The 17,701-nt window shown below is 68.3% G+C and carries 13 protein-coding genes and 1 pseudogene; 6 read left to right on the top strand and 8 right to left on the bottom strand.

Going from position 1 to position 17,701, the window contains the following annotated elements; all coding sequences use genetic code 11:
- Positions 1-124 precede the first annotated feature (124 nt).
- From RZE77_RS05035 to RZE77_RS05015, 5 genes are all read left to right on the top strand, one after another.
- Entirely contained in the window at positions 125-2,371 is a 2,247-nt protein-coding gene (locus RZE77_RS05035) for a cyanophycin synthetase (RefSeq protein ID WP_319440959.1), read from the top strand.
- A 16-nt stretch (positions 2,372-2,387) separates the two neighbouring features.
- Positions 2,388-4,955 carry a cyanophycin synthetase gene (cphA, locus tag RZE77_RS05030; protein ID WP_319440958.1) on the top strand — a complete coding sequence of 856 codons (2,568 nt, stop codon included), beginning with the start codon at positions 2,388-2,390 and terminating at the stop codon, positions 4,953-4,955.
- A gap of 168 nt (positions 4,956-5,123) precedes the next feature.
- The gene (locus RZE77_RS05025) at positions 5,124-5,549 is read left to right on the top strand and encodes a hypothetical protein (protein ID WP_319440957.1); all 426 of its coding nucleotides are present in this window, start codon (positions 5,124-5,126) and stop codon (positions 5,547-5,549) included.
- Between the two features lie 80 nt (positions 5,550-5,629).
- Positions 5,630-6,151, top strand: a complete 522-nt coding sequence (locus tag RZE77_RS05020; protein ID WP_319440956.1) for a hypothetical protein — start codon at positions 5,630-5,632, stop codon at positions 6,149-6,151.
- 175 nt (positions 6,152-6,326) lie between these two features.
- Positions 6,327-6,581 (top strand): hypothetical protein, encoded by a 255-nt coding sequence (locus tag RZE77_RS05015; RefSeq protein ID WP_012746204.1) that lies wholly within the window; start codon positions 6,327-6,329, stop codon positions 6,579-6,581.
- Positions 6,582-6,609: 28 nt separating this feature from the next.
- Here RZE77_RS05015 and RZE77_RS05010 read toward each other — a convergent pair whose 3' ends face one another.
- Complete coding sequence (locus RZE77_RS05010; RefSeq protein ID WP_319440955.1) at positions 6,610-7,389, bottom strand: SDR family NAD(P)-dependent oxidoreductase; 780 nt, start codon at positions 7,387-7,389, stop codon at positions 6,610-6,612.
- 120 nt (positions 7,390-7,509) lie between these two features.
- Between RZE77_RS05010 and RZE77_RS05005 the strand changes: the two are divergent.
- Positions 7,510-8,328 (top strand): annotated as a pseudogene (locus RZE77_RS05005) (LysR family transcriptional regulator); the annotation flags it as partial.
- 100 nt (positions 8,329-8,428) lie between these two features.
- Here the strand turns inward: RZE77_RS05005 and RZE77_RS05000 are convergent.
- The 7 genes from RZE77_RS05000 to mmsA all read right to left on the bottom strand — a co-directional run bounded on the left by RZE77_RS05000 (position 8,429) and on the right by mmsA (position 17,694).
- A complete protein-coding gene (locus tag RZE77_RS05000; RefSeq protein ID WP_319440954.1) occupies positions 8,429-9,346 on the bottom strand; it encodes a dihydrodipicolinate synthase family protein in 918 nt (305 codons plus the stop codon).
- Positions 9,347-9,352: 6 nt separating this feature from the next.
- The gene (locus tag RZE77_RS04995) at positions 9,353-11,104 is read right to left on the bottom strand and encodes an IlvD/Edd family dehydratase (protein ID WP_319440953.1); all 1,752 of its coding nucleotides are present in this window, start codon (positions 11,102-11,104) and stop codon (positions 9,353-9,355) included.
- A gap of 42 nt (positions 11,105-11,146) precedes the next feature.
- Positions 11,147-12,178 carry a galactofuranose ABC transporter, permease protein YjfF gene (yjfF, locus tag RZE77_RS04990; RefSeq protein WP_319440952.1) on the bottom strand — a complete coding sequence of 344 codons (1,032 nt, stop codon included), beginning with the start codon at positions 12,176-12,178 and terminating at the stop codon, positions 11,147-11,149.
- Positions 12,175-13,221 (bottom strand): ABC transporter permease, encoded by a 1,047-nt coding sequence (locus RZE77_RS04985; protein ID WP_319440951.1) that lies wholly within the window; start codon positions 13,219-13,221, stop codon positions 12,175-12,177. The genes yjfF and RZE77_RS04985 overlap by 4 nt, the downstream gene beginning before the upstream one ends.
- 178 nt (positions 13,222-13,399) lie before the next feature.
- Positions 13,400-14,920: a sugar ABC transporter ATP-binding protein gene (locus RZE77_RS04980; protein ID WP_319440950.1), complete on the bottom strand. Its 1,521-nt coding sequence runs from the start codon at positions 14,918-14,920 to the stop codon at positions 13,400-13,402.
- A gap of 4 nt (positions 14,921-14,924) precedes the next feature.
- A complete protein-coding gene (gene mmsB / locus RZE77_RS04975) occupies positions 14,925-16,148 on the bottom strand; it encodes a multiple monosaccharide ABC transporter permease (RefSeq protein WP_319440949.1) in 1,224 nt (407 codons plus the stop codon).
- Positions 16,135-17,694, bottom strand: a complete 1,560-nt coding sequence (mmsA, locus tag RZE77_RS04970) for a multiple monosaccharide ABC transporter ATP-binding protein (RefSeq protein ID WP_319440948.1) — start codon at positions 17,692-17,694, stop codon at positions 16,135-16,137. The genes mmsB and mmsA overlap by 14 nt, the downstream gene beginning before the upstream one ends.
- Positions 17,695-17,701: the final 7 nt, after the last annotated feature.

The raw sequence follows: 17,701 nt of genomic DNA, 5'->3' as shown, positions 1-17,701 counted from the left end.
CTTGCCCGTCGCGGGCCGCAGGGACCGCGCCATGGCGTCCTTTGTCGGGCGCCGATTCTGACCGATTGCCATGGGCGCGCTTGAAGGCGCCGCGGTGCTCGGCCAAAGCACATCGAACGTTTGCATGACCCGTTTCGACGACATCCGCCTCCTGCGCATCAACTATTTGCGCGGTCCCAACCTCTGGACCTACCGGCCCGTGCTGGAAGTCTGGCTCGACCTGGGCCAGCTGGAGGACTACCCCTCCAACAAGATCGAAGGCTTCACCGACCGGCTCACGGCCCTGCTGCCGGCGCTCATCGAGCACCACTGCGGCGTGGGCGAGCGCGGCGGCTTCATCCAGCGGCTGACCGAAGGCACCTGGTCGGGCCATGTGCTCGAGCACGTGGTGATCGAGCTGCTGAACCTGGCCGGCATGCCGACCGGCTTCGGGCAAACCCGCAGCACCTCGGAGCACGGCGTCTACCGCATGGTGTTCCGCGCGCGCGACGAGCAGGTGGCCCGCGTGGCGCTGGCCCAAGGCCACCGCCTGCTGATGGCGGCCATCAACAACGACCCGTTCACCGCAGACGACGTGCAGAAGGCAGTCGATGCGGTCAAGGCCAAGGTCGAAGACTGCTACCTCGGCCCGAGCACCGCGGCCATCGTGTCCGCCGCCACCGACCGCGGCATTCCGCACATCCGGCTCAACAGCGGCAACCTGGTGCAGCTGGGCTACGGCGCCAACCAGCAGCGCATCTGGACTGCCGAGACCGACTACACCAGCGCCATCGGCGAATCGATCGCGAGCGACAAGGAGCTCACCAAGTCGCTGCTCGCGAGCTGCGGCGTGCCGGTGCCCGAGGGCCAGGTGGTGGCCAGCGCCGAGGAAGCCTGGGAAGCCGCCGAGGACATCGGCCTGCCGGTGGCCGTGAAGCCGTCGGACGCCAACCACGGCCGCGGCGTGTCGCTCGAACTGACCACGCGCGAGGAAGTCATGGCCGCCTTCGCGGTGGCCGAGCCCGAAGGCAGCGACGTGATGGTCGAGCGCTTCATCCGCGGCCACGAACACCGCCTGCTGGTGGTGGGCGGCGAGGTGGTGGCGGCCGCGCGCGGCGAGATCATCACCGTGACCGGCGACGGCAAGAGCACCGTGGCCGAGCTGATCGACAAGCAGCTCAACAGCGATCCGCGCCGCGGCGCCGAAGAGGAATATCCGCTCGACCTGATCGTGCTGGACACCGACGCCAAGCTGCAGCTCGAACTCAAGCGCCAGGAGCTGGACGGCGCCTCGGTGCCGGCGGCCGGCCGCGTGGTCACGATCCAGCGCAACGGCAACATGGCCAACGACTGCACCGACCAGGTCCATCCTGAAGTCGCGCATGCTGCCGTGCTGGCCGCGCGCGTGGTGGGCCTCGACATCGCGGGCATCGACCTGGTGGCGCAGGACATCGGCAAGCCGCTCGGCCCGCAGCGCGGCGCCATCGTCGAAGTGAATGCCGGCCCCGGCCTCCTGATGCACCTGAAGCCGGCCGTCGGCTCGCCGCGTCCGGTGGGCCGCGCGATCTGCGACCACCTGTTCCCGGGCGATGCGCCGGGCCGCATTCCCGTGATCGGCGTGGCCGGCTCGCGCGACACCGCGGTGCTCGCGCGCCTGGTCGCCTGGCTCATCAACCTGGGTGGGCGCCACACCGGCCTGGCCTGCCGCGACGGCCTGTTCCTGGAGCGCCGCCGCGTCGATGCGCGCGACAGCGCCAACTGGGAGGCCGGCCGCCGCCTGCTGGTGAACCGCGCGGTGCAGGCCGTGGTGATCGAGAACGGCGCCGAGACCATCCTGCGCGACGGCCTGGCCTACGACCGCTGCGAGATCGGCATCGTGACCGACCTCGACGGCGCCGAGGCGCTGGCCGACTACGACATCACCGAGAGCGACCAGATGGTCAAGGTGCTGCGCACGCAGGTCGACGTGGTGCTGGGCGAAGGCACTGCCGTGCTCAACGCGGGCGATCCGCGCGTGGCGGGCCTGGCGCCGCTGTGCGACGGCGCCGTCATTCTTTACGCGGCCGACCCGCAGGCCGCCGCGCTCACCGCGCACCAGGCCGCCGGCGGCAAGGCCGTGCTGGTGCGGCAGGACCGCGTGGTGCTGGCCAACGGCAGCAGCGAATCCTTCCTGCCCGGCCTTGGCCGGCTGACCGTCTGGCGCGCCACGCACGCGGGCGTGAACCTGGAGAGCCTGCTGGCCGCGGTGGCCGCGGCCTGGGCGCTGGGCATTCCGCTGAACCTCATCGGCGCCGGCGTCGAGGCCTTCGAGGCCGACCTGCAGGCGGCGCTGGCCTCGCTGCAGCTTTCGCAGACGCAGCCGCTTTCGTCCCCCCAACTGCAACTCGCCTGAAGCGCACCGCCGCCCCATGAAAGTCACCCGTATCCGCGCCTTGCGCGGCCCCAACCTCTGGAGCCGCCACACCGCCATCGAAGCGGTGGTTGCCTGCGAAGGCGACGAGAACGCCATCAGCCGCCTGCCGGGCTTCGAAGCGCGCCTGCGCGCGCTGTTCCCCAACATCGGCGAACTGCATCCGATGGTGCTGGGCCAGCCGATGGCCGTGGCGCACGTGCTCGAGAACGCCGCCGTGGCGCTGCAGGCCCAGGCCGGGTGCGCGGTCAACTTCGGCCACACCTCGCCCACGGTGGAAGACGGCGTCTACCAGGTCGTGTTCCAGTACAGCGAAGAGGCCGTGGGCCGCCGCGCCATCGAACTGGCCGAACAGCTGATCGCGGCCGCGCAGGCCGACACCGCCTTCGACGCCGCCGCCGCCATCACCGAGCTGCGCGACCTCGACGAGTCCGAGCGCCTGGGCCCGAGCACCGGCTCCATCGTCGATGCCGCCGTGGCGCGCGGCATTCCCTACCGCCGGCTCACCAGCGGCAGCCTGGTGCAGTTCGGCTGGGGCTCCAAGCAGCGGCGCATCCAGGCGGCCGAGGTCGACAGCACCAGCGGCGTGGCCGAATCGATCGCGCAGGACAAGGAACTCACCAAGCAACTCCTCAACGCTGCCGGCGTGCCGGTGCCGCTGGGCCGCCCCGTCTCCGATGCGCAGGACGGCTGGGCCGCGGCCATGGAAATCGGCCTGCCCGTGGTGGTGAAGCCGCAGGACGGCAACCAGGGCAAAGGCGTCACGGTCAACATCACGACCCAGGAGCAGCTCACGGCCGCCTACGACTCGGCCTCTGCCTATGGCGAGGTCATGGTCGAGAAATTCCTGCCGGGCTTCGACTTCCGCCTGCTGGTGGTGGGCGACCGCCTGGTGGCCGCCGCGCGGCGCGATCCGCCGCATGTGATCGGCGACGGCAGCGCCACAGTGCGCCAGCTGGTGGACGCAGTGAACCTCGACCCGCGCCGCGGCGAAGGCCACGCCACCTCGCTCACCAAGATCCGCCTGGACGACATCGCCATCGGCCGCCTCGAGGCCCAGGGCCTCACGCCCGACAGCGTTCCCACGCGCGGCCAGCGCGTGGTGCTGCGCAACAACGCCAATCTCTCCACCGGCGGCACCGCCACCGACGTGACCGACACCGTGCACCCCGAAGTGGCCGCGCGCGCGGTCGATGCGGCGCAGATGGTCGGGCTGCACATCTGCGGCGTCGACATGGTCTGCGAAAACGTGCTGCGCCCGCTCGAGGAGCAGCACGGCGGCGTGGTCGAGGTCAATGCCGCGCCCGGCCTGCGCATGCACATCTCGCCCTCGTTCGGCCGCGGCCGCGCGGTAGGCGAGGCCGTCATGGACACGATGTTCGCGCACGGCGACGACGGCCGCATTCCGGTGGTGGCCGTCACAGGCACCAATGGCAAGACCACCACGGCACGCCTCATCAACCACCTGCTCTCGTCGAGCGGCCTGCGCACCGGCATGACCAACACCGACGGCGTGTACGTCGACGGCCGCCAGACCGACAGCGGCGACTGCAGCGGCCCCAAGAGCGCGCGCAACGTGCTCATGCACCCCGACGTGGATGCGGCCGTGTTCGAAGTGGCGCGCGGCGGCGTGCTGCGCGAGGGCCTCGGCTTCGACCGCTGCCAGGTGGCCGTGGTCACCAACATCGGCAGCGGCGACCACCTGGGCCTGAACTACATCACCACCGTCGAAGACCTCGCGGTGCTCAAGCGCGTGATCGTGCGCAACGTCGCGCCCGACGGCTATGCCGTGCTCAATGCCGCCGACGTCAACGTCGCCGCCATGGCCGCCGGCTGCCCCGGCCACGTGATCTTCTTCACCGCCGACCGCCAGCACCCCGTGATGGCCACGCACCGCGCGCAGGGCAAGCGCACCGTCTACGTCGACCAGGACACGCTGGTGGCGGCCGAAGGCTCCTGGCGCGAGCGCATCGCGCTGCGCGACGTGCCCATCACGCGCAGCGGCACCATCGGCTTTCAGGTCGACAACGTGATGGCCGCCGTGGCCGCCGCATGGGCCGTGGGCCTCGACTGGGACACCATCCGCAGCGGCCTCGCCAGCTTCCTGAACGACGCGGCCGGCGTGCCGGGACGCTTCAACGTCATGGACTACCGCGGCGCCACCGTGATCGCCGACTACGGCCACAACACCGACGCCATGCGCGCGCTGGTCTCGGCCGTGGACACCATGCCGGCCAACAAGCGCTCGGTGGTGATCAGCGGCGCGGGCGACCGGCGCGATTCCGACATCCGCGACCAGACCGCCATCCTCGGCCAGGCCTTCGACGACGTGATCCTCTACCAGGACGCGGCCCAGCGCGGCCGCGCCGACGGCGAGGTGATGGCGCTGCTGCGCCAGGGCCTGCAGGGCGCGGCCCGCACGCGCTACATCGACGAGATCCGCGGCGAGTTCGTCGCCATCGACACCGCGCTCGCGCGGCTGCAGCCGGGCGACCTGTCGCTGATCCTGGTCGACCAGGTCGAGGAAGCGCTCGCGCACCTCGCGCAGCGCATCGCGGCGGGCTGACACGCCCCGGGCCGGCCACGCCGGACCATGCCGGACACGTCCCACACGCAGGGGCGAGTCCGGCCGGGTCTGCTGTCTGTGCCGTCCCACACCCTGCAAGGGATGCGCTGGACCACACTGTGTGTCCGGTCGCGCTTTCGGAGGGCGCGCCTCAACCAGGAGCACCCGATGACAACAACAGTTCGTTCCACCCTTTGTGCTGCCGCGCTTCTTGCAGCCAGCGGTTTGCTGGTGCCCGGCGCATCGTTCGCGCAGGCGCAGGCGCAGGCGCAGGCGCCCGGCACGGCCGCGCGCGCACAGCAGGAGCGCGCCACCTGCGACGGCGTGCAGCAGGACCGCGCGGCCTGCCTGCGCGAAGCCGGCGCCGCGCGCCAGGAAGCGGGACGCAACGGCCTCACGAGCGCGAGCCCCGGCCGCTACGACGCCAATGCGATGGCGCGCTGCCGCGAACAGCCCGCGGCCGACCGCGCCGACTGCGAGGCCCGCCTGCAGGGCGGCGCACGCACCAGCACCGAAGGCAGCGTGATGGGCGGCGGCGTCATCCGCGAAACAGTGACGCCATTGCCGGCACAACCGGCTGCACCCGCACGCTGACCGGCATGGGCTGCGAGGAACCCGATGCGGCCCGCCTTGTCCAACAGCTTCATGTCTCAGGTCACTCCAAGGAGCACCCCATGAACAGCACCACCCGTTCGATGATTGCCGCCCTGATCGCAGTGGGCGGCCTGGCCGCCGCCACCTCGGCCTCGGCCCAGCCGCGCCGCGGCGACTCCACCTACCAGCAGGAACTCGCGGTCTGCGGACACAACCAGCAGGACCGCGCGGCCTGCATCCGCGAGGCCGGCGCCGCACGCCAGGAAGCTGCGCGCGGCGGCCTGACCAGCGCCCCCGACTACCAGCGCAATGCCCTCGCGCGCTGCGGGCTCCAGCCACCGGCCGACCGCGCAGACTGCGAAGCCCGCGTGATGGGCGGCAGCGGCAATACCCGCGGCAATGTGGATGGCAGCGTGATGGGCGGCGGCGTGATCCGCGAATCGGTCACCACCGTCGTCATGCCGGCACCCGCCGCCGCGATCCCGGCGCCGATGCCCGCGCCTTCGCGGGTCCCGCCACCGGCCATTGCGCCCATCGCGCCGATGGAACCGGCACCGATGCCGGCGCCCATGCCGGCGCCCATGCCGGCGCCCATGCGCTGAAGCGCTGAAGCTCGCTATCCAGCGGCTTCCCGTCGCCCGCCCTGGCCGGGCGGCGGCGGATGCGTGCACCACGCCCGTCAAGGGCAATGACCCTCGCTTGTCACACGACTGTCATAAAGCGCGGCGGCATGCTAGCTATAGTTCGCGGTCTCTGCCTACCGAGGAACACTATCCCATGAATGCCATCAAGGTCGCTCGCCGATTCATAGAAACGGACCCGGCCAACGAGTCGGCCAAGATCCTGGCGCAGCTCGTGTTGGCGCTCGAATCCGAACGCAGCTTCGAGTTGGTCACCCTCTACAGCCTTGATTACAAGAGCTTCGAACTCGCCATGGACATCCTGAAGGAATGGCGGCTCGACCGCTATTACGCAAGCAAGTCGAAGCTGTTCGACCTGTCCTTGCAAGTGAGCGAGCTCGAGAAGAGCTGAGCCCCAAGCTGCCGGGTGCGCCGCGCACTCAGACGAACATCCCTCCGGATGCTTCGATGCGCTGGGCATTCACCCAGCGGTTGCCCTCCCCCAGCAAGCCCGCGATCGCTCCGCCGATATCGTCGGGCTGGCCCACGCGCCCGAGCGCGGTGAAACCGGCCACCATCGCGTTCACCTGCGGGTTGTCACGCACCATGCCTCCACCGAAGTCGGTTTCGATCGCACCCGGTGCGATCGTGTTGGCCGCAATGCCGCGCGCGCCGAGTTCCTTCGCGAGGTAGCGCGTGAGCGTTTCCACTCCGCCCTTCATCGCGGCGTAAGCGGAGGCACCGGCGATCGAGAACCGCGTGAGCCCCGAGGACACATTGACGATGCGTCCGCCGTCGTTGATGAGCGGCAGCAGCTTCTGCGTGAGGAAGTACGGGCCCTTCAAGTGCACGTTGAAGAGCATGTCGAACTGGGCTTCCGTCGTGTCCTCGAAGTTCGCGTGCAGGCCCACGCCGGCGTTGTTCACCAGGAAGTCGAAGCGCTCGCGCTGCCAGGTGGCAGCCAGCGCCGCCCTCACCGAATCCGCGAATGCGGCGAAGGTCGTGCTGTCCCCGACGTCCAGCTTGAGTGCGACTGCGCGGCGCCCCTTCGCCTCGATCTGCGCCACCACCGCCTGCGCGCTGGCGTCGTTCGACACGTAGGTGAGGATCACGTCGACGCCATCGGCGGCGAGCGCCAGCGCGGCGCTGCGGCCGAGGCCGCGGCTGCCGCCGGTAATGAGTGCGATGCGGGATGAATTGGCGGTTGTGGAAGCTGTCATTTCAAAGTCCTTGGTGGGTTGATCGATGAGTCGATGGGTGGACTTTAAAAATTACCGGCAGAAAGATAAATTCCGAGAAACTGCGCACACTGTTACCCAGAAAGGAAACAATCCTCGGCCATGAACACCGACGAATTGCGCATCTTCTCGAGGGTGGCCGAACTCGCGAGCTTCAGCCGTGCCGCGGACCAGCTCGGCCTGACCCGTGCGCGCGTTTCGGTGGCCGTGCAGCAGCTCGAGGAGCGGCTGGGCACGCGGCTCCTGCAGCGCACCACGCGCAGCGTGCGGCTCACCGAGGACGGGGGGCGCTTCCTCGACCGCTGCAAGGACTACCTGGCCGAGGGCGAGCAGCTCGCCACCATGTTCCGTTCGCAGGCCGGCGGCCTCACGGGGCGGCTGCGCGTCGACCTGCCGAACGCCATCGCGCGCGACCTCGTCATTCCGCGCCTGCCCGAATTCCTGGCGCGGCATCCCGCGCTCGAAGTCGGCATCAGCACCTCGGACCGCCGTGTCGACCTGGTGCACGAAGGCTTCGACTGCGTGCTGCGCGTGGGCATGCTCGGCGATTCGGAACTCGTCGCGCGGCCGCTCGGTGCCCTGCGCATGGCCAATGCGGCGAGCCCCGACTATCTGCGCGCGCACGGCACGCCCCGCACGCTCGACGACCTGGCGCAGCACCGGGTCGTTCATTTCGCGCAGACGCTCTCTTCCAGCGACGCAGGCTGGGAGTACCTCGACCCCGCCGATGGCGTGTACAAGACATGGCCCGTGCCTGCGACCGTCACGGTGAACGGCACCGACGCCTACCAGGCGGCCGCGCGGGCCGGCCTGGGCCTGATCCAGGCGCCGTTCGCGGGCCTGGAAGCGAGCCTGGCTGCGGGCGCGCTGGTGCAGGTGATGCCGGAGTTCAACGCGCGCCCGATGCCGGTTTCGCTGCTCTATGCCAACCGGCGCCAGCTCGCACCGCGCGTGCTGGCCGTGATGGACTGGCTGACCGAGATCGTCGCGCCCTACTTCGTCGAAGGGCGCGGCGCCGTTGTCAACGTCCCCAGCGCAGCACCATCGGGTCGAGCCGCTTTGCCGTCTCGATCAGGCCGGCGCGCGTCTCGGGGTGCATCGCCGGCAACGGATGGCGCGGCGCCTCGCAAGCGATCACGCCGCCCTCCTTCATGAGCGACTTGCAGGCCAGAAGGCCCGCCTGGCGGTTCTCGTAGTTGATGAGCGGCAGCCACTGCTGGTAGAGCGCGAAGGCCTTGTCGCGGTCGCCCGCGCGGTGCGCCTCGATGATCGGGCGGATGCCGTCGGGATAGCCGCCGCCGGTCATCGAGCCGGTGGCGCCGGCATCGAGGTCGGGCATCAGCGTGATGGCCTCCTCGCCGTCCCAGGGACCTTCGATGGCATCGCCGCCCAGGCGGATCAGCTCGCGCAGCTTCGAAGCGGCACCGGCCGTTTCGATCTTGAAGTACGCAACGTGCTCGATCTCCCTGGCCATGCGCGCGAGGAACGGCGCCGACAGCAGCGTGCCGCTCGCGGGGGCGTCCTGGATCATGATCGGGATGCTCACCGCATCGGACAGGCCGGCGTAGAACTCGAAGATCTGCGGCTCGGGCACGCGGAAGGTGGCGCCGTGGTAGGGCGGCATCACCATCAGCATGGCCGCTCCCATGTCCTGCGCGCGCCGGCTGCGCTCGGCGCAGATGCGGGTGCTGTAGTGGGTGGTGGTGACGATCACCGGCACGCGGCCCGCCACATGCTCGAGCACCGTGCGCGTGAGCACTTCGCGCTCCTCGTCGGACAGCACGAACTGCTCGGAGAAGTTGGCCAGGATGCACAGGCCGTCGGAGCCGGCGTCGATCATGAAGTCGACGCAGCGCTTCTGGCTCTCGAGGTCGAGCGCGCCCTGTTCGGTGAAGGTGGTCGGCACCACCGGGAAGATGCCGCGGTATCTGGGAGTCATGGTTAATCAGTGTGAATGGCGGGGGACGCCGGCGCCGCGGCAGCCGACGAGAAAATCGAAGTCGCAGCCTTCGTCGGCCTGCAGCACGTGGTTGACATAGAGCTTCTGGTAGCCGCCGCCGCGCGTGCTCATGGGCTGCGCGTCGGTGCTGGTGAGCGAAGCCAGGCGCGAGGCCAGCTCTTCGTCGCTGATGTCGAGGTGCAGGCGGCCCGCATCGCAGTCGAGTTCGATCCAGTCGCCGTCGCGCACCGCCGCGAGTGGTCCGCCGTCGGCCGCTTCGGGCGCGACGTGCAGCACCACCGTGCCGTAGGCCGTGCCGCTCATGCGCGCGTCCGAGATGCGCACCATGTCCTTGATGCCCTGGCGCAGCAGCTTGGGCGGCAGGCCCATGTTGCCGACCTCGGCCATGCCGGGGTAGCCCTTGGGGCCGCAGTTCTTCATCACCAGCACCGAGCTCGCATCGACCTCGAGGCTTTCGTCGACGATGCGCGCCTTGTAGTGCTCCAGGTTCTCGAACACCACCGCGCGGCCGCGGTGCTTGAGCAATTCGGGCGATGCCGCCGAAGGCTTGAGCACCGCGCCGCGCGGCGACAGGTTGCCGCGCAGGATGCGGATGCCGCCGTCGGCGATCAGCGGCTTGTCGAGCGGGCGGATCACCTCGTCGTTGAGGCTCGGCGCCTCGCGCACGTTGTCCCAGATCGACCGGCCGTTGACGGTGAGCGCGCCGGGGTGCGGCAAGAGGCCGCTCTCGCCCAGGCGCCGCAGCACCGCGGGCAGGCCGCCCGCGTAGTAGAACTCTTCCATCAGGAAGCGGCCCGAAGGCAACAGGTCGACGATGGTCGGCGTGTTGCTGCCGATGCGCGTCCAGTCCTCGAGCTCCAGGTCCACGCCGATGCGCCCCGCAATGGCCTTCAGGTGGATCACCGCATTGGTCGATCCGCCGATGGCGGCGTTGACGCGAATGGCATTCTCGAAGGCCTCGCGCGTGAGGATCTTCGACAGCGTGAGCCCCTCCTTCGCCATCTCGACCGCGCGCATGCCCGACATCTGCGCGAGCACGTAGCGCCGCGCGTCGACCGCGGGAATGGCCGCGTTGTGCGGCAGCGAAGTTCCCAGCGCCTCGGCCATGCAGGCCATGGTCGAGGCCGTGCCCATGGTGTTGCAGGTGCCGGCCGAACGCGACATGCCGCCTTCGGCCGAGAGGAACTGGTGCAGGTTGATCTCGCCGGCCTTGAGCGACTCGTGCAGCTGCCACACGGCCGTGCCCGAGCCGATGTCCTTGCCGTCGAGCTTGCCGTTGAGCATCGGCCCGCCCGTGACCACGATGGCCGGGATGTCGCAGCTGGCCGCACCCATCAGCAATGCGGGCGTGGTCTTGTCGCAGCCCGTGAGCAGCACCACCGCATCGACCGGGTTGCCGCGGATGGCCTCTTCCACGTCCATGCTCGCAAGGTTGCGCGTGAGCATGGCGGTGGGCCGCAGGTTCGATTCGCCATTGGAGAACACCGGAAACTCGACCGGAAATCCGCCCGCCTCCGAGATGCCGCGCTTCACATGCTCGGCGATCTTGCGGAAGTGCGCATTGCAGGGCGTGAGCTCCGACCAGGTGTTGCAGATGCCGATGATCGGCCGGCCGTCGAACTCATGGTCCGGTATGCCCTGGTTCTTCATCCAGCTGCGGTACATGAAGCCGTTCTTGTCGGCCGAGCCGAACCATTCGGTCGAGCGCAGCTTCTTCTTGGGGGTTTGGTCCGGCATGCGGAGTTTCCTGAAAGCGAGAAAGAAAAAAGGAAGAACGCGTCAGCGCCGTGGCGTACGCGAAGTGAAGAAGCGCTGCAGCAGGCAGAACACGAAGAGCAGCGCACCCACCACGATGCGCGTCCACCATGAGCTCAGCGTGCCATCGAAGGAGATCAGCGTCTGGATGATTCCGAGCATCAGCACGCCGAACAGCGTACCCGCCACATAGCCCACGCCGCCCGTGAGCAGCGTGCCGCCGATCACCACCGCCGCAATCGCATCGAGCTCCAGCCCCAGCGCATGCAGGCCGTAGCCCGAGAGCATGTAGAAGGTGAAGATCACGCCCGCCAGCGCCGAGCAGAAACCCGACAGCGTGTACACGCCCACGATCGTGGAGCGCACCGGCAGGCCCATCAGCAGCGCCGACTGCTCGCTGCCGCCAATGGCGTACACCGCGCGGCCGAAGGGCGTGCAGTGCGCAATGAACACCGCGGCCAGCAGCACGCCGATGGCAATCACTGCGCTGATCGACAGCGAGGCCTCGCCCCAGACCGGAATGCGGATCTGCGAGACCTCGGCATAGAACGCGTTGGTGATGCTGATGGAGTCGATGCTGATCAGGTAGCAGAGCCCGCGCGCGAGGAACATGCCCGCGAGCGTGACGATGAAGGGCTGCAGCCTGAAGCGCTCGATGAGCAGCCCCATGAACGCGCCGAACGCGGTGCCCATGGCCAGCACCAGCGGAATCACCACGGCGGGGCTCCAGCCGTGCTTCTCGACCAGCGAGGCCGACACCATCGTGGTGAGCGCGATCACCGAGCCCACCGACAGGTCGATGCCGCCCGAAAGAATCACGAAGGTCATGCCCACGGCCACGACGATCAAGAAGGCGTTGTCGATCAGCAGGTTGAGGAACACCTGCGCCGAGAAGAAGCCGTCATAGCGCATCGAGCCGAGCGTGGCCATCAGCATGAACAGCGAGATGGTCGCGGCCAAAGGAAAGTACTTCGGGTTGAGCCCCGCCTTGCTCCCTCTCCCGCGAGCGGGAGAGGGTTGGGGTGAGGGTGTAGCCGCTTCGATCACCGCGCTCATGACTTGGCTCCCTCATGCACCGGCCGCTGCACCAGCGCGCGAACCTCCGACCTGAATTCAGGCGACTGCAGCAGCATCACCGCGAACACCACCACCGCCTTCACCACGAGATTGATCTCGGGCGGCACGCCCAGCGAGTAGATCGCATAGGTCAGCGTCTGGATGATGAGCGCACCGATCACGCTGCCCATGAGGCTGAAGCGCCCGCCCGTGAGCGCGGTGCCGCCCAGGGTCACGGCCAGGATCGCATCGAGCTCCAGCAGCTGGCCGGCGTTGTTGCCGTCCGCGCTCTTGACGTTGGAGCTGATCAGGAGGCCCGCCACGCCCGCGCACAGGCCGCAGAACGCATAGGCGCCCACGACGAGCCTGCGCGCCTGCACGCCGGCCACGCGCGCAGCCGTCGGGTTGATGCCCACCGCCTGGATGAAGAGCCCGAGTGCCGTGCGCGTGATGGCCAGGTAGAGCAGCACGAACACCGCGGCCACGATGAACAGCGAGAACGGCAGGCCCAGCAGGTAGCCGCTGCCGAGGAAGAAGAAGGGCTTGTAGTAGATGGTGATGATCTGCCCGTCGGCGATGAGTTGCGCAACGCCGCGGCCCGCCACCATGAGGATCAGCGTGGCGATGATCGGCTGCATGCCGACCTTGGCCACCAGCATTCCGTTCCAGAGGCCGCACAAGAGCGCAACGCCCAGGGCCGCAAGGATCGCGAGCGGCATCGGAAACCGGCTCACGTCGCTCGCCACCGAGCCGCCGATCATCCAGGCCGCGACGGCCGCCGCAATGGCCACCACCGCGCCCACCGAGATGTCGATGCCGCGCGTGGCAATCACCAGCGTCATGCCCAGCGACACCAGCACCAGCGGCGCCGCGCGGTTGAGGATGTCGATCAGGCTGCCATACAGATGGCCGTCGCGCCATTCGAGGTGCAGGAAGCTGGCGTTGAACGCGGTGTTGACCGCGAGCAGCAGAAGCAGCGTGACGAGGGGCCAGGCGAGGCGGTGGCTCATCGCGCGGACCAGGAGGGTGCTGGCGCTATTCATGTCAGGCTCCACCGAACACCGTGCAACGCATCGGTCTTGCTCCCTCTCCCGCTTGCGGGAGAGGGTTGGGGTGAGGGTGCGGCCTGCGCGAAGGCCGGCTGCTTATCGAAGGCCCCTACCCTCACCCTGGCCCTCTCCCGCGAGCGGGAGAGGGGACAACACGGAGACAGCGTGTGCGTCATGCTGCTGCAATCATTTCGTAGACCTCATCCTCGGTCGAACCACCTGGGAGTTCGCCCACCTTCTGCCGGTCGCGCAGCACCACGATGCGATGCGCGACGCGCACCACCTCGCTCATCTCCGACGAGATGAAGATCACCGCCATGCCCGCCTTCGCGAGCCGCAGGATCTCTTCCATGATTTCCTGCTTGGCCGCCACGTCGATGCCGCGCGTGGGTTCGTCCAGGATCAACAGGCGCGGCTCGGTCGCGAGCCAGCGCGCGATCATGGCCTTTTGCTGGTTGCCGCCCGAGAGCAGGCCGATGGGGGTTTCCACGCTCGCGGTCTTGATGCCCAGCGATGCGACAAAGCGCTCCGCGATCACTGTCTGCTCGGCGCGCGAAAGGAAGCGCCGCACGCCCAGGCGCGCCTGCAGCGCAAGCGCAATGTTCTCGCGCACCGACAGCTCGGCCACGATGCCGTCGGTCTTGCGCTCTTCGGGGCACAGTGCGAGCCCTTCGCGGATGGCATCGGCCGGGTTCGAAAAGCTGACGGAACGGCCATCGATGCTCAGCACGCCGCGGTCGGGCGCTTCGAGCCCGAACAAGAGGCGCGCAAGCTCGGTGCGGCCCGCGCCCAGCAGGCCCGCGATGCCGACCACCTCGCCGGCACGCACGCGCAGGTCGGTGGCCTGCAGCTGTCCTGCCTGGCCCAGGCCCTCGGCCTGCAGCAGGGCGGGCGCCGCTTCATCGAAGGCCGGCAGCGCCGCCGGCCGCGCCGATTGCGCGGCCAGTTCGCGCCCCAGCATCGCGGCAATCAATGCCTGCGGGCCGAGGTCCGCGGCGCGCCACTCGCCCACCCAGTTGCCGTTGCGCAGCACCGTGATGCGATCCGACACCGCATACATCTGGTTGAAGAAGTGCGTCACGAAGACGATCGCGAGCCCCTCGCCGCGCAGGCGGCGCAGCACCTCGAACAGCTTCTCGACCTCGTCGTCGTCCAGGCTCGAGGTCGGCTCGTCGAGGATCAGCACCTTCGACGACACGCCCAGCGAGCGCGCAATGGCCACCATCTGCTGCACCGCGACCGAATAGCTCGACAGCAGCCGGCTCACGTCGATGTCGAGGCCGATGCGCGCCAGCAGTTCCTCGGCGCGCCGGTTCACCGCCGCCCAGTCGATGCGAAAACCCTGCGCCGCGCCGCAGCGCGGATAGCGGCCCGCGAACACGTTCTCGGCCACCGAGAGGTTCGGGCACAGGTTGACCTCCTGGTAGACCGTGCTGATGCCGAGCTTCTGCGCCTCCAGCGGCGAGGCGGGATGAATGGGTTGTCCGTCCAGGTGCATCTCGCCGCCGCTCGACGGAAGAACCCCCGTGAGCACCTTGATGAGCGTCGACTTGCCCGCGCCGTTCTGCCCCATCAGCGCATGGATCTCGCCGGGGTACAGCCTGAGCTGCACGTCGCGCAGCACCGGGATGCCGCCGAACTGCTTGTGGATGCCCCGCAGTTCGAGCACGGGGCTGGTGCTGCTCTGGCTCATGCGCCTACTTGTTCTTGTTGTAGACGTCGATGAACACCGCCGCCAGCAGCACCAGGCCCTTGATGACCTGCTGGTAGTCGATGCCGATGCCCAGGATCGACATGCCGTTGTTCATCACGCCCATGATGAAGGCGCCGATCACCGCGCCCATCACGCGGCCCACGCCGCCCGAGGCCGAGGCCCCGCCGATGAAGCAGGCCGCGATCACGTCGAGCTCGAAGCCCAGGCCCGCCTTGGGCGTGGCCGTGTTGAGCCGCGCCGCGAACACCAGGCCCGCGAGCGCGGCCAGCGCGCCCATGTTGACGAAGGTCAGGAAGGCGAGCCGCTGCGTCTTCACGCCCGACAGCCGCGCCGCCTTCTCGTTGCCGCCCAGCGCATAGATGCGCCGGCCGATGGTGGTGCGGTTGGTGACGAAGTCGTACACCACGATCAGCACCGCCATCACGATCAGCACATTGGGCAGGCCCTTGTAGGTCGAGAGCAGGTAGCTGAAGAACAGGATGATGGCCGCGAAGAACAGGTTCTTCACCAGGAAGAACACATAGGGCTCGGTTTCCATGCCGTGCGCCGCGAGCTTGGCGCGCCCGCGCAGCTTGAAGAAAACCAGCGCCGCGGCGGCCAGCGCGCCGACCACCAGCGAGGTGATGCGCAGCCCACCGCCATCGAGGCCGCCCAGCGGATCAGGAATGAAGCCCGAGCTCAGCCGCTGGAACTCGACCGGGAACGGCCCCACCGACTGCCCCGCCAGCAGCGCCAGCGTGAGCCCCTTGAACACCAGCATGCCCGCGAGCGTGACGATGAACGAGGGGATCTTTCGGAATGCGACGAACCAGCCCTGCGCGGCGCCGATGACCGCGCCCGCCGCAATGCTGATGATGGCCGTCGGCACGAAATGCCATTCGTACTCCACCATCAACACCGCCGCCAGCGCGCCGATGAAGCCGCAGACCGAGCCCACCGACAGATCGATGTGCCCCGCCACGATCACCAGCAGCATGCCCAGCGCCATGATGACGACGTAGCTGTTCTGCAGCAGCAGGTTCGTGAGGTTCAGCGGCCGCAGCAGCGTGCCGTCGGTCAGCACCTGGAACAGCACCATGATCGCGACCAGCGAGATCAGCATGCCGTATTCGCGCAGGTTGTTCTTGAGGAAGCCGGCGTGCAGCTTCGGGGCGGCTTCTGGCATGGGGACGGCGGCGTTCACCGCGTTGGCGTCAGGCTGCGACATGGACAGAGCTCCCTGCGCTCACGATCGCATGCATGATGCGCTCCTGCGAAGCCTCGGCGGCCGGAAATTCGGCCACGAAGCGGCCCTCGTTCATCACGTAGATGCGGTCGCACATGCCGAGCAGTTCCGGCAGTTCGGAAGAAATCATGAGAATGCCTTTGCCCTCGCTCGCGAGCTGGTCGATGATGGTGTAGATCTCGTACTTGGCGCCCACGTCGATGCCGCGCGTGGGTTCGTCGAGAATCAGGAGTTCGGGTTTGGTGAAGAGCCATTTGCTGAGCACCACCTTCTGCTGGTTGCCGCCCGACAAATTGACCACCAGTTGCTCCACGCCCGATGAACGGATGTTGAGTGCGCGGCGGTAGTCGCTCGCCACCTTGAATTCGCGCGCGTCGTCGATCACCATCGAACTGGAGACCGCCTCCAGGTTGGCCAGGCTCACGTTCTTCTGGATGTTTTCCTCCAGCACCAGCCCCAGGCCCTTGCGGTCTTCGGTGACATAGGCAATGCCATGGTCGATGGCCTTGCGCACCGTGCCCACGTCCACCGGCTGGCCGTGCATCAGCACCGTGCCGCTGATGCGCTGGCCGTAGGACTTGCCGAACACGCTCATCGCAAGCTCGGTGCGGCCTGCGCCCATGAGGCCTGCGATGCCGACGATCTCGCCCTTGCGCACGTGCAGGTCCACGCCCTTGATCTGCTCACGGTCGGCATGCAGCGCGTGGTGCACACGCCAGTCGCGCACCTCGAACACCGTTTCGCCGATCTTCGGATCACGCTGCGGATAGCGGTGCGCCATGTCGCGCCCGACCATGCCGCGGATGATGCGGTCCTCGCTGATCGGCTGGCCGCGGCAGTCCATGGTTTCCACCGTGGCGCCATCGCGCAGCACGGTGATGGAGTCGGCCACCTTGGCAATCTCGTTGAGCTTGTGCGAGATCAAAATCGATGCGATGCCCTGGCGCTTGAGCTCCAGCAGCAGCATCAGCAGCGCATCGCTGTCGTTCTCGTTGAGGCTGGCCGTGGGCTCGTCGAGGATCAGCAGCTTGACCTCCTTGGCCAGTGCTTTCGCAATCTCCACCAGTTGCTGCTTGCCCACGCCCAGGTCGGTCACCAGCGTGGTCGGCGGCTCCTTCAGGCCGACCTTGGCGAGCAGCTCGCGCGTCTTCGCATAGGCGGCGAACCAGTCGATCACGCCGCCATGTGCGATCTCGTTGCCGAGGAAGATGTTCTCGGCAATGGACAAGAGCGGCACCAGCGCCAGCTCCTGGTGGATGATGATGATGCCGAGCTTCTCGCTGTCGGCAATGCTCCGGAAGCGGCGCAGCTCGCCCTCGAAGTGGATCTCCCCGGTGTACGAGTCGCACGGGTAGACGCCGCTCAGCACCTTCATGAGCGTCGACTTGCCCGCGCCGTTCTCGCCGACCACCGCATGGATCTCCCCCGCGCGCACCGCCAGGTTGACATCGCTGAGCGCCTTCACGCCCGGAAATGTCTTGGTGATGCCGCGCATCTCGAGGATGCTGGGCGTACCCGCTGCTGCCATTCCAACG

Origin of the sequence: Variovorax sp. SPNA7, from assembly GCF_033807855.1 — a bacterium.
Classification (GTDB): Bacteria; Pseudomonadota; Gammaproteobacteria; order Burkholderiales; family Burkholderiaceae_C; genus Variovorax; species Variovorax beijingensis.
Note: the sequence above shows the minus strand (reverse complement) of the source record. Positions and strands in the feature narration are given on the sequence as shown.

Bases quoted from the DNA above. Each gene is read 5' to 3' on its own strand.
- RZE77_RS05025 (WP_319440957.1), top strand. From the start codon at position 5,124: ATGACAACAACAGTTCGTTCCACCCTTTGTGCTGCCGCGCTTCTTGCA.
- RZE77_RS04995 (WP_319440953.1), bottom strand. From the start codon at position 11,104: ATGCCGGACCAAACCCCCAAGAAGAAGCTGCGCTCGACCGAATGGTTC.
- cphA (WP_319440958.1), top strand. From the start codon at position 2,388: ATGAAAGTCACCCGTATCCGCGCCTTGCGCGGCCCCAACCTCTGGAGC.
- RZE77_RS05015 (WP_012746204.1), top strand. From the start codon at position 6,327: ATGAATGCCATCAAGGTCGCTCGCCGATTCATAGAAACGGACCCGGCC.
- yjfF (WP_319440952.1), bottom strand. From the start codon at position 12,178: ATGAGCGCGGTGATCGAAGCGGCTACACCCTCACCCCAACCCTCTCCC.
- RZE77_RS04980 (WP_319440950.1), bottom strand. From the start codon at position 14,920: ATGAGCCAGAGCAGCACCAGCCCCGTGCTCGAACTGCGGGGCATCCAC.
- RZE77_RS05035 (WP_319440959.1), top strand. From the start codon at position 125: ATGACCCGTTTCGACGACATCCGCCTCCTGCGCATCAACTATTTGCGC.
- RZE77_RS05000 (WP_319440954.1), bottom strand. From the start codon at position 9,346: ATGACTCCCAGATACCGCGGCATCTTCCCGGTGGTGCCGACCACCTTC.
- RZE77_RS05020 (WP_319440956.1), top strand. From the start codon at position 5,630: ATGAACAGCACCACCCGTTCGATGATTGCCGCCCTGATCGCAGTGGGC.
- mmsA (WP_319440948.1), bottom strand. From the start codon at position 17,694: ATGGCAGCAGCGGGTACGCCCAGCATCCTCGAGATGCGCGGCATCACC.
- RZE77_RS05010 (WP_319440955.1), bottom strand. From the start codon at position 7,389: ATGACAGCTTCCACAACCGCCAATTCATCCCGCATCGCACTCATTACC.
- mmsB (WP_319440949.1), bottom strand. From the start codon at position 16,148: ATGTCGCAGCCTGACGCCAACGCGGTGAACGCCGCCGTCCCCATGCCA.
- RZE77_RS04985 (WP_319440951.1), bottom strand. From the start codon at position 13,221: ATGAATAGCGCCAGCACCCTCCTGGTCCGCGCGATGAGCCACCGCCTC.